The 15,628-nt window shown below is 39.6% G+C and carries 14 protein-coding genes and 1 tRNA gene; 2 read left to right on the plus strand and 13 right to left on the minus strand.

Annotation, left to right across the window (positions count from 1 at the left end):
* Positions 1-7: 7 nt before the first annotated feature.
* The 9 genes from PAND9192_RS17620 to PAND9192_RS17660 form a co-directional block, all read right to left on the minus strand.
* Positions 8-556: a 4Fe-4S dicluster domain-containing protein gene (locus tag PAND9192_RS17620; RefSeq protein ID WP_087821741.1), complete on the minus strand. Its 549-nt coding sequence runs from the start codon at positions 554-556 to the stop codon at positions 8-10.
* A 270-nt stretch (positions 557-826) separates the two neighbouring features.
* Positions 827-1,321 (minus strand): hydrogenase maturation peptidase HycI, encoded by a 495-nt coding sequence (gene hycI, locus PAND9192_RS17625; RefSeq protein ID WP_087854814.1) that lies wholly within the window; start codon positions 1,319-1,321, stop codon positions 827-829.
* Between the two features lie 32 nt (positions 1,322-1,353).
* Positions 1,354-1,803, minus strand: a complete 450-nt coding sequence (locus PAND9192_RS17630) for a formate hydrogenlyase maturation HycH family protein (RefSeq protein WP_087854793.1) — start codon at positions 1,801-1,803, stop codon at positions 1,354-1,356.
* The gene (locus tag PAND9192_RS17635) at positions 1,800-2,639 is read right to left on the minus strand and encodes an NADH-quinone oxidoreductase subunit B family protein (RefSeq protein ID WP_087854794.1); all 840 of its coding nucleotides are present in this window, start codon (positions 2,637-2,639) and stop codon (positions 1,800-1,802) included. The genes PAND9192_RS17630 and PAND9192_RS17635 overlap by 4 nt, the downstream gene beginning before the upstream one ends.
* Positions 2,636-3,184 carry a formate hydrogenlyase complex iron-sulfur subunit gene (locus PAND9192_RS17640; protein ID WP_087854795.1) on the minus strand — a complete coding sequence of 183 codons (549 nt, stop codon included), beginning with the start codon at positions 3,182-3,184 and terminating at the stop codon, positions 2,636-2,638. Before PAND9192_RS17640 ends, PAND9192_RS17635 begins: the two co-directional genes overlap by 4 nt.
* A gap of 8 nt (positions 3,185-3,192) precedes the next feature.
* Positions 3,193-4,947 carry a hydrogenase large subunit gene (locus PAND9192_RS17645; protein WP_087854796.1) on the minus strand — a complete coding sequence of 585 codons (1,755 nt, stop codon included), beginning with the start codon at positions 4,945-4,947 and terminating at the stop codon, positions 3,193-3,195.
* 9 nt (positions 4,948-4,956) lie between these two features.
* Positions 4,957-5,910 (minus strand): respiratory chain complex I subunit 1 family protein, encoded by a 954-nt coding sequence (locus tag PAND9192_RS17650; protein WP_087845336.1) that lies wholly within the window; start codon positions 5,908-5,910, stop codon positions 4,957-4,959.
* Positions 5,910-7,841, minus strand: a complete 1,932-nt coding sequence (locus PAND9192_RS17655; protein WP_087854797.1) for a proton-conducting transporter transmembrane domain-containing protein — start codon at positions 7,839-7,841, stop codon at positions 5,910-5,912. The genes PAND9192_RS17650 and PAND9192_RS17655 overlap by 1 nt, the downstream gene beginning before the upstream one ends.
* Positions 7,838-8,452, minus strand: a complete 615-nt coding sequence (locus tag PAND9192_RS17660) for a 4Fe-4S dicluster domain-containing protein (RefSeq protein WP_060997191.1) — start codon at positions 8,450-8,452, stop codon at positions 7,838-7,840. The genes PAND9192_RS17655 and PAND9192_RS17660 overlap by 4 nt, the downstream gene beginning before the upstream one ends.
* Before the next feature lie 501 nt (positions 8,453-8,953).
* On the opposite strand from PAND9192_RS17660, the gene PAND9192_RS17665 reads away from it, so the two are divergent.
* The gene (locus PAND9192_RS17665; protein ID WP_144018111.1) at positions 8,954-10,012 is read left to right on the plus strand and encodes a hypothetical protein; all 1,059 of its coding nucleotides are present in this window, start codon (positions 8,954-8,956) and stop codon (positions 10,010-10,012) included.
* Between the two features lie 53 nt (positions 10,013-10,065).
* On the opposite strand, the gene selB is transcribed toward PAND9192_RS17665, so the two are convergent.
* The 4 genes from selB to PAND9192_RS17680 form a co-directional block, all read right to left on the minus strand.
* Positions 10,066-11,913, minus strand: a complete 1,848-nt coding sequence (selB, locus tag PAND9192_RS17670; RefSeq protein WP_087854799.1) for a selenocysteine-specific translation elongation factor — start codon at positions 11,911-11,913, stop codon at positions 10,066-10,068.
* Positions 11,913-13,322 carry an L-seryl-tRNA(Sec) selenium transferase gene (gene selA / locus PAND9192_RS17675; protein WP_087854800.1) on the minus strand — a complete coding sequence of 470 codons (1,410 nt, stop codon included), beginning with the start codon at positions 13,320-13,322 and terminating at the stop codon, positions 11,913-11,915. Before selA ends, selB begins: the two co-directional genes overlap by 1 nt.
* A gap of 98 nt (positions 13,323-13,420) precedes the next feature.
* Positions 13,421-13,512 (minus strand) — tRNA-Sec (locus PAND9192_RS20730).
* Positions 13,513-13,729: 217 nt separating this feature from the next.
* Positions 13,730-14,326, minus strand: a complete 597-nt coding sequence (locus tag PAND9192_RS17680) for a hypothetical protein (RefSeq protein WP_087854801.1) — start codon at positions 14,324-14,326, stop codon at positions 13,730-13,732.
* 62 nt (positions 14,327-14,388) lie between these two features.
* Here PAND9192_RS17680 and PAND9192_RS17685 point away from each other — a divergent pair, with 62 nt between their 5' ends.
* Complete coding sequence (locus PAND9192_RS17685) at positions 14,389-15,510, plus strand: tetratricopeptide repeat protein (RefSeq protein ID WP_087854802.1); 1,122 nt, start codon at positions 14,389-14,391, stop codon at positions 15,508-15,510.
* Positions 15,511-15,628 lie beyond the last annotated feature (118 nt).

Genomic DNA, 15,628 nt, shown 5'->3' on the forward strand with positions numbered 1-15,628 from the left:
TAGCGCCTTAGCGAACAATCGCTACAGCAGCATTGAGCGCAGCTGCTTCACGTTTTTGTTTGCTTGTTTCTTGTAATGTTTCAGCTTCAATAATCTGAATAGCGCTAGTAGGACAAACTTCTACACACGCAGGACCTGCTTCACGATGAGAACACAAGTCACATTTCAATGCTTGAGATTTAGGTACCATGCGCTTAAATAGCGAGGCCCCTTTTGATTCTTCAACCATCTTTGTCACGACATTCATTGCACCATAAGGACAAGCAATGACACAGGTTTTACACCCAATACAACGTGACTGAATCACTTTTACATAGCCATCTTCTAAAACGATAGCGTTATTAGGACAAACCTGCGCGCAGGGTGCGTCATCACATTGACGGCACATTACGGGTGTTGTTACATGCGCATTTTTCACCAAGGTTAAACGTGGTGAAAAATCTTTTGGTGCAACACCCGTCAATTTTCCATCCGCTTGATGCGAGACAACACATGCAATTTCACAAGTTCGACACCCAATACACAGATTTGGATCTGCAAAAACAAACCGGTTCATGGTCTATACCTTGTTGATATCGATATATCGCAACATGGTCTTATGCTGCAATACCTTTTAAGCATTAATTGTACCAAAAATAACGACCCGCGGAATTTATTTTTAACTAACTGAAATTAAATCAAAAAAAAAGGAAGCACATGCAATGCTGTACTTCCTTTTTTATTAATGTCGATAATGTCATTAACCTCGCCACTCAGTTCGACACTGTTCGTCAGTGACTATCGACACCCTTCGACACTTTTTATTTATCGACAGTGCTAAGCAGCATTAACAATGCTCAAAACCACCTGAGCTTTGCCACTCAGGTAAACGTTGATAAATGGTTTCAACGGCGGTTTGCACCATCTCAGTTAGCGGAAATGAAAATGCCACAATCGCTGGCTGAATGCCGACAAAAATCACCTCAGGCACAAACGTTTTTAGATCATCAATTAAGAAATTTAATGGCAAACTGTGAGTAGAAACTACATACATATCAACGATAGTTTCTGGATCTATGATCCTGACTTCTCCAGCTTGCTCACCGATATCTGCCGCATCGACTACAATCACACGTTGCGGTTGTGCTTTACGAATAAGATGCAAGCAATCTTCAGGCATTGTGCCGCCTTCTAGCACGCTCCAATTCGCAATCGGATTGTCTTTGATCATTTTCGCTAATAATGGACCTGCGCCATCATCACCCATCATACTATTACCCACGGTAAGCACGATATTGCTAACGGACAGATCAACATCATCATTAGAGACACTTTCGCCCATCACGGTTGACAGATTCACTTCCTGCAACATAGTTAGCGTATTCCTCGAATCATCATATACATGGTTGGTTCACGATGAATATCGCCTAGCGCTGCTATAAAATCACGAGTTAATTGCTGTGAGCGCGCATTTTGAGTCGAGGTATCAATTCGATCAAAAGCTAGCGCTAACATATTAAGGTGTTCTGGATAAATAGTAATTTCGCCAAACACAAAATAGCCTTTCATTTTATTGAACGCTTCACCGTCTTGTGGCAAAGCGCTGATCCATGTTAGATATTCATCACCTTCGCATTCAATCACAGCTTTTAAACAATCAACCACCCCTAAATGATGGCCAATTGCCAAGCTGTAATACATGATTTGTTTAGCTTCTTCAGGCACATCATAGCTATCATCAACAAACTTACGTCCTAAAGTATAAAAATAGACGTGACCTTGAAAATGTCGAGATTGTGTTAATTCCGCTAAAACATCACTCATTGCTGACAGCCTCCGCATGACGGTGAACCTTGCTGAACACTAGGACAAGCTTCAGAGCCTGTTAATGCTGCCATGGTTTTTGATAGCAAAATATTAACGATTTCTGTTAAACGAGGATCATCTTTGGTCGCAAGATAGTCACTGATTTTTTGGTCAACATTATCTGCACTACAAGTTGCAAGCACATTCAATACATCATCTGCAATACGTTGACCTTGTACATAACCGGCAAGTAAACGTGCTTGGCGTTCAATCATCACCTTAATATCCAATGGAATTTCGGTATGTTTTAAACTCGCCTTTTGCACTTCAGGTTGGTGTACCTTGGCTTTCAATTTTTGATCAAGTAGCCCTAATGCAACAGCAAATCCAAAAATAGTGGCGGCAGGTGTTGGCGGGCATCCCGGAATATAGACATCAACCGGAACAATTTTATCTGTACCACCCCAAACACAGTAAAGATCGTGAAAAATACCACCATCACAACCACATGCGCCATATGAAATTACAATCTTAGGATCGGGTGCTGCTTCATAAGCACGTAATGCTGGTGCACGCATCGCGCGCGTTACTGAGCCTGTATACAATAAAATATCAGCATGACGAGGCGAGGCAACAATTTTTATACCAAAACGTTCGGTATCAAAAATAGGTGTTGTTGCTGCAAAAATCTCAATCTCACACGCATTACAGCCACCGCAGTCAACACGATAGACATAAGCTGAACGACGAATTTCCTTGATCAGTGCATCTTTAAGCTTTTGGCTATTGGGCGGCAATTCAACGGGTACTGTTTGAGTATGAGCTGTGCCAACTAATTGTTTAATACCTTTCACTTTTGCTCCTCAAGGTAACGTAGGTGACTGACATTTTCACTGTCTAGCATATTGTTGCTGCGACGACATTCTGGGCAAGTTTCAAGCTGTTTACGGCGTTCTTGTAATTGTTCACCGCTAACGCCACTTTGCGCTAAAGTATCGATCACATATTCAAGTAGTTTACGAGCAACAAAAGGACGATCACATTGGCGACAATTCGCCAAGGTGAAGACCGCTTCATCATACAGATCAGCTTTACTGGTCACTGCTAACTCAAAATTCTGAGTCAGTTTAATCGCATGAGTTGGGCACACTTCTTCACAACGACCACAAAAAATACAACGTGCGGTTGAAAGCTCCCAGCGACGAGTGCCTGATTTAGTATCAGTTTCCATGATCAATGCATTGGCAGGACAAGCACGAGTGCAAGCTCCGCAAGATAAACACTGATCGGCATCGAGTTCAGGTTTACCACGAAAATCCTCATTAACTTCCATCGGAGCAAAAGGATACTTAGTGGTAACATTACCAGTTTTAAGTACTGTTTTTAATAACTTAAACACATGTCCTCCTAAAGCTTAAATGGCGAGTTCTTGCGGTCAATGCTGTACTGCTCAATCGCTTTATAAGGAATGGTTTTACTGCGCTGTTTTTTAGTATCAACAATCGTTACGCGGTCAGTACATGAGTAACATGGATCTAAACTACCGATAATTAATGGTGCATCCGCGACTGTGTTACCGCGTAACATGTAACGTAGTGTTGGCCAGTTGGCGTATGTTGCTGCACGACAACGCCAGCGGAACAGTTTCTGGTTATCGCCAGTCATACTCCAGTGAACGTTTTCACCACGTGGCGCTTCAGTAAAGCCCAGCGCAAATTTATTTGGCTTGTAATCGAAACCTTCAGTTAAAATTGCACCCGGTGGCAAGTGATCTAAACCGTATTCAATCACATTTAATGATTCAAACACTTCACGAATACGTACCATCACTCGTGAGAATACATCACCATTTTCCATCACTTGAATATCAATCGGCACGCTACCGTATGACTCTAATGATTGACCATGCACAGTACGTACATCGCGATTAAAACCACTAGCACGGATCATTGGACCGACAGGACTGTAATCACGTGCAATCTGCTTTGATAACACACCCACATTTTCTGTACGACTACCAATGTTAGGTGTTGCAAGCAATACATCCACCAGCTCTGAGAATTTCTGACGAACTTCTTTCACCATCGCAATACCTTGTACACGCTGCTGTTTTAGAAAATCTCGGCGCACGCCACCAATTAAGTTCATGCCGTACGTTTTACGTGCACCAGTAAGCAATTCAGCAAGTTCCATGGTTTTTTCACGAACGCGGAAAAATTGCATAAAACCAGAGTCAAAACCAACAAAGTGGCTTGATAAACCGATGTTAAGCATATGGCTATGTAAGCGTTCAACTTCAAGTAATACGGTACGGATCATCTTAGCGCGGAATGGCACATCCACTGATAACGCATTTTCGATAGTATTGCTGTAACCAACACTATGAGTAAAACCACAAATACCGCACACACGGTCAGTTAGCTGTGCCACTTCATGATAACCCATGCGTGTTTCAGCTAATTTTTCCATACCGCGGTGAACATAGAACATACGGTAGTCGGCATCAACAATGTCTTCACCATCAACGAACAAACGGAAGTGACCCGGTTCATCAGAAGTAATATGCAAAGGACCTACAGGTACAATACGGTTGCTATCATCGCCCAGTTGATTATCAAACTGATAGGTTTCAGTTTCTGTTGTCGGTTGTGGTCGCTGGCGGTAATCCATCGCATCTTTACGCAATGGGTGAAGGTTTTCAGGCCAATCATCAGGTAATACTAAGCGACGTTCATCGGGTAAACCTACAGGGTGTAGACCGTACATATCACGGATCTCACGCTCCCCCCATACCGCAGCAGGAATAGTAGATGTGATAGAAATAAACTCTTGGCTTGTCGCATCAACCAATACTTTTACAGTTACCCAGCTTTTTACTTCACCTTCCATAGAAAGCGCATGATAAACCGCAAAATGCCCATTAAGGCTACGTTCATCATTACCAAAAGTAACCGTTAGCCAGCCACCTTGATCGTAATAAAGCCATTTCATCACTTCAACCAATGAGGTCATTTTAACTGTGATAGTAACTTGGTTTTCTGTCTGCCACTCTTCATCAATAATCGCGGATGGAAAGAAATGATTCACACCATCGACATAGTTTTTACCAATACGACCCGCTTGTGGCTGCGAGTGAAATTGTTGAGATGTATTGTTTGTCATATCTATTACTTACCAACCAAAAATTAAAAATATCAGTGCCAATACAGCCACTAAAAACGCAGGGAAAATTACGCGATGAACCTGAGTAAAACGTACACGTGCCATGGTGTTTTCAACCAAGCCAGCAACTAAGAACACCACAAACAATTTAATCAACAGAATAATGGTAGCTGAAAATAAACCGCCAAAACTCAAGCTACTTGCTTTGCCCCAAGGGATGAAAATCGCTAGGAATAGCTGCGCAACAACAAGTTGTTTTAAACCTAAACCCAATTTCACCATTGCCAATGCAGAACCAGAATATTCTGTCACAGGGCCTTCTTGTAGCTCTTGTTCTGCTTCTGCACTATCGAACGGTAGTTTGCCCATTTCGATAAACAACGCAAATGCACACACAATACCAGCAAGAATAATAGTTAGTGGATGCTGCCAAGAATTATTGGCTAACGCATGACTGATATAGCCTAAGTCAGTCGTACCAACACTCAGTGCAACCACAACAATAGCTAGGATTAATATTGGCTCAACTAAGATACCAAGTGTTAACTCACGGCTACTACCCATACCTGCAAACATACTGTTTGAATCAATACCTGATAACGAAAAGAAGAAACGGAAAATCGCTAACAGATAAATATCGGTAATAATGTCACCTGAAATAGGAAACGGTGACACTTGAGTAACCGTTGGTAATGCCATACCAATTAATAGCATTGTTACCACTAACACCCATGGCATGATCCAGAAAATAAAACCAGAGTTTGCTGGAGCAACCGATTGACGACGTAATAATTTGGCAATATCACGGTAGTCTTGTAATACACCCGGACCTTGGCGCGAATGAATTTTGGCACGAATAACGCGAGAGAAACCGGTCGCAAGCGGCGCTAACATCAACATTAATATGGCTTGAAAAATCGCTAATACGATCCAACCCGCTGTTGGCATTTCAAGTGGGGACATTAGAGACTAACTCCTGAAATGAGAGGAACGAATAACACCACAACCACTACGGCAATAATGCAGAATCGGCACACTTTACGGCCATCTAGTGTCGGCGTTTCACCACCATTACTTAGATAAGGCAATACAAAGCGTTCAGTAAATGATTGCTGACGGTTGTTATAAATAAACCCAAACATATGGCGCATCGGACGGGTAATACTCGCCGCTGATACCGTCATTTTTTGCTCATATTGATAACCACACGCCCAAGGATCACCTTGATGACGACGCTCAAGACGACGTTGACGGAAAGCATAAAGCAACGCTGCTGGAACTAATGTTAATAGTGCCAATGCAATTGCAATTACTGGTGTTGAAAGAATTGCTTGATCAGCAACCGCAGGATAAACCGTTAAACCATGTGCAACCGTTATTGGCGCCATATTCAACATTGAAGATGCAATTGATGAGAAATACGGTGCAATCCACGGCGCACATACACCAAGTACAACACACAATACAGCCAGTGATGTTGTCGCAGTGATCATCGCAGGACCCACTTCGCGAGTATTTGCAGCACGCTCTGTTTTAGGCGCGCCAGTAAAACAAATACCGTACACTTTCACAAAACACATGCAAGCTAAAGCACCAGTAAAGGCCAGCATTACCATACCAAACGGGCCAAATAGCATGTTAGCAACCGTACCCACTTTACCCATGCTAAATAATGACTGATAAATAAACCACTCAGACACAAAGCCATTTAATGGTGGTAAGGCACAAATTGCCAATGTACCAATTAAAAACGCAGCCGCTGTTTTCGGCATTGTTTTTGCTAAGCCACCCATGTCATCCATTTCTTTAGTATGCATGCGAAACACAATTGAACCAGAGCCTAAACATAATAGGCCTTTGAACACCGCGTGATTTAATAAGTGGTATAAACCACCCAATAGACCAAGTAGAGCTAACACTGGATGATGTGACGCAATACCAATCATACTCACACCGACACCAATTAAAATAATGCCGATATTTTCAATGGTATGGTAAGCCAATAATCGTTTGATATCGTGTTCTGCCAACGCATACATAACACCAAGCACAGAAGATACTGCACCAAAGATTAAGACCAAGAAACCCCACCACAATTGAGTTGCGCCAAGGAATAAAATTGCGAACTTCAAAATACCGTAGATGCCAATCTTAACCATCACACATGAGATTAAGGTTGAACAATATGACGGAGCAATTGGATACGCTTTCGGTAACCAGCCATGTAAACCAATACCAGCAGCTTTAATACCAAAACCTACTAAAGCTAACAAGAACACTAATGATGCTGTTGCCCCTGTAACAGGATTTTGCATAATAGCGCTGAATTGATAACTGTCGGCATGGGAAGCTACGATCATAAATGCCACCACAACCAATAGGCTCGCGGCATGATCAGCAATAAAATATTGCAAGCCAGCTTTTTTACTTTTAACGCTACCGTCACTGATAACGATCAGCCAAGAAGCCAGTGAAATGATCTCCATAAAAATAATAAAGACCATTACATTGGCTGACACCACAAGGGCTGTCATCGCTGCAGCAAAAATATTGAAAAGCACATTAACTTTCCAACCGCCTTTGCCATAGTATTCTTCAAGATAATTAATCGAATAAACAGACGCAGCCATGGTGACCACAGAAATAACCACCACCATTAATGCTGATAACATATCCATGCTGAACCAATGGCTCATTGCAGCAGTAGCATCGGCAGTATCGTAACCTGATACGATGGTGCTAATACCTGCAATAATGCCAAACAGGCCACCAAAGGCACTGATCACACCGGCAAGGCGTAAACTTTCCTGCTCATGCTTACGCCCTTGATACGATAGAATCGCAGCCACGGCATAACTTATTAAAGCAAAACAAACTAAAACTAATGGACTCATCGTGTTACTGCTCCACCTTTGGCTGATGCTGAACTATCCGCCGCACATTCACGTTTAATATCGCGTGCTTTAGCAATATTTGCTTCGTCAATTAGCACGATCGCTTGTGTTGGACACACTTCAGCACAGGCTGGTCCTTGTTCACGGAAACCACACAAATCACATTTAACCGCAATGCTCTTTACTCCAGGCTCCCAAGCAAGAATATCTTGACCAAATGTGCTGGGGATTGAAGTTGAAGGGTTACTTGAACGAATGGTTGAAGGGATATAAGTATCGTAACTATTTGCCATCGCAATAGGTCGACTACCATCAAAAGCGATTGCACCAAAAGGACAAGCAACAGCACATAACGTACAACCGACGCATAATGTTTCATTAAGCATCACACGATCTTGTTGCTTAGTGATCGCTTGCACTGGACATACAGTGGCACAAGGTGCATCTTCACAATGACGACACATCACAGGCGCAGTGGCGTCATCAAGTTTAACCACGGTTAGGCGGGGATGGCTTTGCAGTCCTTGTTGTTTATGTACTGTCGAACAAGCTGCCATGCAGGTGCCACAACCAATACACTTCTCAGGATCTGCAATTACAAAGCTTTTCATTGTCTACCTAGTCAATCGCAAAAAAACCTATTAAAGCAACAATTATGCCAACTAGGAATAATTTAAGTTACTCTAAGTATTTCAGTGAGTTAAAAAAGGTTTCATGACACTAATTTACTTTTGTTGTAGCTATATACTCCATTAAATGTCGTCACCGATTATGTCGACACTCGACATCGACACATATCGACACTAAAGGTATTTCACTATTATCTTTATTTTGGCAGTCAAATAAACCACATGTATAAATTCTTATAATTAATAATATAATAAAATCATATTGATATGGCGGAAAAATAGGAGCATTAATTAACTTTTATATATATTTTACATGATAAACATACTCAATCTCAATAAGGTAGCGCTTTAAAAACAAAGGCATTATTATACTTCTAAATAATAACTTAAAATGTCACTATAATGATAAACAACTACTTCAAAAAATTATCTTTGCTTATTTGTGGTTTATTCGTCTCATCTTTTAATTATGCGACTGAATCAATGTCAAGTAATTACTATCAAGATACTAATGGTAACTTCATTGGTTATACTCACGATCCAGAAGATTATATTCACGAATATAATTCTATTGCTTCTTTATTTAGAGGCGAATGGAATGGTTTAATGGATGTTAATGGCAACTTAAAATATTCTAATCACCCAGAATATGCCTCTATTTTGACAAAAAACACTTATTATAAAAATACAGATTGTTCTGGTACTGGTTATTTTTCTTTTATTACAACGGACTCTGTTGCTATCGAGCCATTTAACACTCAGGTAATAAAAAACAGTCACAACAAATACATCAAATATACTGTACAAACACTTGCTACTTATTCATCAGACTCTCAGCCTGCTGATATGCAGTCTTATTCAATACTAAATGCAAATGGCGAGTTAATATGTACAAAAACACCACGCGCAACTATTAAACAACAAATAGCAGAAATTGAGCATAGAATAAATAACCATGCTGAGTATGAAAGCGATGCTGATGAGCTAGAGTTCTTACAGTCTCAATTACACCATACCGAGCCTAGAGCTGTTGCAGCAGTTCTAGATACAGGCACTGATATTACCAATAAATACAATTGGATGGGATTTAGAAACCACCTTAATGGTAGCGTGTCAGGGTTTGTAAAAGGGATTGATTATGCAGCTGGTATCAAATTTGTCGAGAATATATCACCACCAACACCGCCTGAGGAACTAAGATATGTACGTACATCACATGATATCAATATTCGCGTTCAGTCTAATGGCTCAATTGGCTCTGTTAGTATCACTCAAGGTCCTGATATTAAAATTAGCCAACTTTTTGCCGTGAAAAAGTCACTCGGTATTTATGAAGTTAATATACCGGAACCATTTTTACCAAAAAATAAAGCCGTTAAGCATTTACAATTGCAATGCTCAATGAATGTTGGTGCTTCAAGCGTGATACCGAATGCAAACATTGGTTGTTATAAAATATCTAACCAAAATAAAATTCGTGTTACTACAACGTTAAATGAAAAATATTACAGCTCTGATTTCAGCTTAAGTATTAAATATTAATTAACAATACTTAAAGCAGAGTGGATATATATCCACTCTGCTTTTTTATGCAGCTACTCTTTTTGCCATGATCTTAAAATAATACGTTCATCATTATCACGCTTAACCCAACCGTCTTTTTCCATTCGGTTGGCTAATGGAATAGAATACTTACGACTTAACCCTGTACGATCTTTTATATCTGTCATTGTAATACGATCATGAGGTTGATGTTCAGCGATAACAGCTTTCACTAAATCTAAATAGATCCCCATATCAAAATAGATATTTTCATCAAGTGCAGTAATATATTTCTGATGACTTAGTTGTCGTAACCATTTTTTGCCGCCAACAACTTTTACCTTATTCAGCTCTAAACCTGCTTTCCCGAACTGACGAATTTGATGCAGAATATTCAACGCATCTTGCGGTAAATCATCTTCATTATCACCTTGGCCAATACACCATTTACCATAGCTTAAATGAACTTTATCTTGTTGTTTCAAACGCTGCATGATCAGTTCAATCACTGCATCATTGATTCGTAATCGGCTACAGAGCTCAGCTGAAGCCATCGCAATACCCGCACCTAATAATGTTTCAATTTGGTGTGACATATCCGCTAACCATTGGCTATCAAAACAAAATGGTGCAATGTATGTTTGTTGTCGACAAGCTTTAAAATCTGCATCTGCACATTCAAAATAACCTTGTAAAACAAGTAACATTTGTCGTTGAGATTGTGGTTGTAATTGCTGCGGTAAATTATCTAACACATCGTATAGACGGCGTTTTTGATACCCAAAAATATAATCGGTCCACACCACTTCTGCGCCATGCTGTAAACCACTGCCGCCTTTTTGGATCATGGCTAATCGTTGACCAAATAATAACGGAATTGGCTTTTCAAACACTAATCGCGCTAACTCAGTATTAGGAATATAGCTTAAACGTGCAGTTCCGTGCCACGTTCCCATCGCAACTTCGACTTGGCGTTGTTTTTTAACTTTTAACTTTGTTGCCGTTTTGGTTAGCCGTACAATACATTGATCGCGTAAGGTAATCTGCTGATTAATACCCGTGACCAATTGCCCTCTGCCGATATCTTTACGACCCACACCTTTAATGTTCACTGCGACACGGCATGTTGCTGAAACAGAAGTTAATTGCTGATGATACGCCTGAATCGATCGCACCGTACCTATAAGATTTGATGGATGACACCGTACTTTATCGCCAATAGCCAATTGTCCTTGCGCTAACGTACCTGTAAGCACTGTACCAATTCCATTAACAACAAATACGCGATCAATATACATCAGAGGATCTGTCGCAGGCTCGAGTACTGCAATATCATCACTGTTTGCTGGCACGATAACTTTATGACGTGTAATGTTTACCTGTACGGTATCAATTAAAAGTTGGCGCAACGCTTCAATGTTATCTTTCTTCAATGCAGAAACAGTCACAATTTCAGGTAACAAACCACTACGTTCCATGACTTGTTCTAACACTTGGTCTTCTATTGCAGCTAATTGCTCAGCACTGACTTTATCGCGCTTATTGATACAAACGACAATATCTTCAATTCCCATTGCATGCGCCACATCTAAATGTGAAGTCGTCATTGGCATCCAGCCTTCATCGGCAGCTACCACTAACAACAACACATTTAAGTGCCATACACCCGCAACCATATTTCGCAAATAACGTTCATGGCCTGGAACATCAACCACCCCAATGGTATTGCCATGATCATCTTGAAAATGGGCAAAACCTAAATCTTGAGTCATGCCTAATTGCTGCTCATGAGGACGAGCAGTGATCATGCCTGTTAATGCTTCAATTAATGCTGTTTTACCATGGTCAACATGCCCAGCAAGGCCAACCACTGCTTGATATTGTGTTGGAGTTACCGCCATTATTTAACCTCAGTATTTGTACAAGATTGAATATAATCGTCAAGTTGAGCAATAAAGACTGCATGATCGCTGTCTAATAAAGTCGCGACATTTAATAGCAACTGGTTACTATTAACATAACCAATAATTGGGATCGGTAACTCACGTAGCGCATCTAAATGCAGCTGTGCGTTACCCGGTAACGTAAGTTTTAGACCATAACAAGGATAAGTTTCACTAGGAATAGCACCACCACCGACTTGCATCACCAAAGGCACGGCTTGTACATAGGCTTTCCAACGTTGTGCCCATTGTTGTGCTAGCGCTTGGCTAGTTTTGGCACGATCTAATGCCTTTTGTGCAACACCAACAGCCGCTGGATCTCGATTTAATTTCTGAACTAATAATTGTTCAAGCATCGATAAAACAATCCGTCCAGGGCGGAAAGTTCGCATCATCGGATTTTTTGCTAATCGTTGACAAAGGTTTGGACAGCCAGCAATGATACCCGCTTGTGGGCCACCGATAATTTTATCTCCTGAAAAACACACTAAATCAGCGCCCATCTGCAAATAACGTGGCAACGACACTTCACTTTGCGCATATTGCTCAGACGATAAACCAGAGCCTTGATCGATCACTAATGCAACATGTTCAGGTAAACGTTCTGCCACATCCTGAATATCGGGAGATTCGGTAAATCCCTGCATAGAAAAGTTAGACTGATGTACCATTAATACCATCGCGGTATTGTCAGTAATGGCATTAATATAGTCATCACTGGTGGTGATATTGGTGGTGCCAACTTCAACCAACTTACACCCAGAAAGTGCGAGAATATCAGGAATACGAAAACCGCCACCAATTTGGACTTGCTCACCACGAGACACAATCACTTCTTTACCCGCCGCTAAAGCATGCAGCACTAAGTAAACTGACGCCGCATTATTGTTCACCACCACACAATCTTCAGCTCCAATCCAACTCTGAATCAAGGTAGGTAATAAACCATTACGATCGCCACGTTTACCATCACTTAATTTAAGTTCGAGATTGTTATAACCAGTGTTAACGGCTTTTACGCTCTCCCAGATCTGTTCATCAATTGGCGAACGACCAAGATTGGTGTGCACTGCAATCCCAGTAGCATTAATTACTCGCTGCTGACGACGACGGTACAATTGACGGCAACTATCAAGTACTAATGCCATCACATTAAGATCATTAACACCTTGAATTTTAAAATCAGGATGCTGACGAATAGAAGCAAATAACTGCCGCAGAGTATTTGTTACGACAGGTCGACTTAATAAACGCACATAATCAGCTAAATCTGAATGTTGAAGTAATTGTTCAATTTGAGGCAAGCGATAATTAATAGTAGATACTGATGATGAAGAAGTATTATCTGGGGATGCAATAGTATTCACGGTAAGTTCCTTAGCTGAATTGCAGGCAACAGCACTCATTCTATAAACTCAAGAAGAGATAGAATAAGTATCAGGGAACCATTTAAACGCGCGAAAAATGGCGGAAGAGGCAGGAATTGAACCTACCAGAGCTTATACAGCTCACATCGGTTTTGAAGACCGAGAAGGCCACCAGACCTCATCTCATTCCGAAATTCATGTGCATGATAATGTAACAGTCATTGTTATTATTTGATTTACATCAATTTGTATAACAAATAATAGTATACCTAAAAAGAATTAATTAAAATGTGTAATATTTGACCACCTAAATACCAAATAGTGTTATTAGTACATTCAAAAAGCCCTACTGTATGACTGTCATACAATAGGGCTAAAATAATCAGCATGCATTTATGGTAATAGCGCTATCTCACGACTCCATTATCTTGTAGATTCTTAATCAGAATATCGGTTAACTCAGCAATAATGTCATTCATATTTGTTGGATCAACAGATTCTGATGATGTTGACCAAATCGGCTTATGGCTTTTGGTATCAAACAAAGTAAATTCTACGTTTACAAACTCGTACGATACGGTGTAGCTATCATCATAAATATAGCTGTAAGAATTATTATAATAATTATGGAATGAAACTCTGCTGCCATAGCCATAATTATTTCCTGGATAACGAATATTTTTATCTTCAATATTGACTAACTGGGCGACAAATACTGTTTGGGTGTTATTGGCTTTTATATATCCTGCGATATCATTTTTAGATGGTAATTTATTTGGAAATAACTGTGAACTTGAAATAGCATTAACACCGTTTTTTCTAAAGTCATTCACCATATCATCTTCAAATATACGTCGCACACGTAAGTTATCTGACATAGCCACGACTAACGTACTCTTTATAGGCATTTGAGTATAATTTTTATCTACCCATGAGGATGTTAAATTACTCGACGCACACGATGTGATTAATAAACAAAATAGTGAAATAAATAGTAAACGCATAATACATCCCTTTAAGTTATGTTCTAAAATTAACAATAGTACAGGGATAGGAGAAATCAATAATGAAGAGGCTTATACTATCGAGTTTAATAATATTAACAAGTTGCTCAACAGAAAAAAATGAGCTACCCGTTGAAACAGAACCTAACAATAAAATAAAAACATCATCTTTATCTTACGATAATAATAAACTACCAACCCTTTCACTATTGTCAAAATCTATTTTAATCATTGAAAATGAATCGACATCAAATGAAGAACGCCAACAGCAGGTAAATAAAATTGCTACACTTTCAAATAATTCAGATGCGTTGTTTTATTTAGCTGCATTATATGAAGAAGGAAAACTTGTCCCTCTTTCAGAAGCAAAAGCTCGTAAATTGTATAAACAAGCTGCAGCAATGGATCATCCCCTTGCGCGTTACTATTATGCGTTAATGTTAATTGATGGTCGCGGTGGTAATATTCTGCATGATAAAGCTGAATCATACTTACTAATGAACCATAGCAAAGGCCACGTACCGTCCTCTTATTCTTTAGGGTATTTATATTTTATTCAAAAAAAACATCAGGATGTTATAAAAACCCTTGAGAAAAACAGCGATCAACATAATGAATACTCAGCATATTTATTAGCCATTTCTTACCTTGAGTTAAATATAAAAACTACAGAAGCAATTAATTTATTACACAGTTCGGCAGAAAAAGATCACCAATTTTCACATTTAATTTTAGGTGATATATATCGTAAAGGTCTTTATAAAACCCCCATTAACACCAAAAAAAGTTATAGTCACCTTCAAGCCGCAGCAAAACAAGATAATCCTAAAGCATTATATGAATTAGCGATGTTAGGGATTGAAAATTTAGGCCTGATTAACAATGATGTTGATATAGCAATAACTCAACTTAAGTCAGCAGATAAAAATGGCTATCCAGAAGCAAGCTTTGAGCTAGCTAAAATATATGATCAAGGAGATCTAATAAAACAAGATTTCACACAAGCTATTTACTGGTACAAAAAATCAGCATCACATGGTAATAATCGTGCTATGTATAATCTTGCTAGTATTTATATCAATGGTGATGGCGTAGATAGTTCAATTGAAACTGCTGAATATTGGTTGCAACAATCAGCCTCCAAGGGAAATAAACGTGCAATTGATATATTATCTAAAGAATAGATATAAACATCATTAATATTGAATCTGTAATATTAAATTCCGTTGCTAAATAAATAGCCGCGGTTTTTTTTACACCTTAAATTTAAAACAAAAAAAACTTGCTTGATCAAGTGTAACC

Source organism: Photobacterium andalusiense, from assembly GCF_900185625.1.
Taxonomy (GTDB): Bacteria; Pseudomonadota; Gammaproteobacteria; order Enterobacterales; family Vibrionaceae; genus Photobacterium; species Photobacterium aquimaris.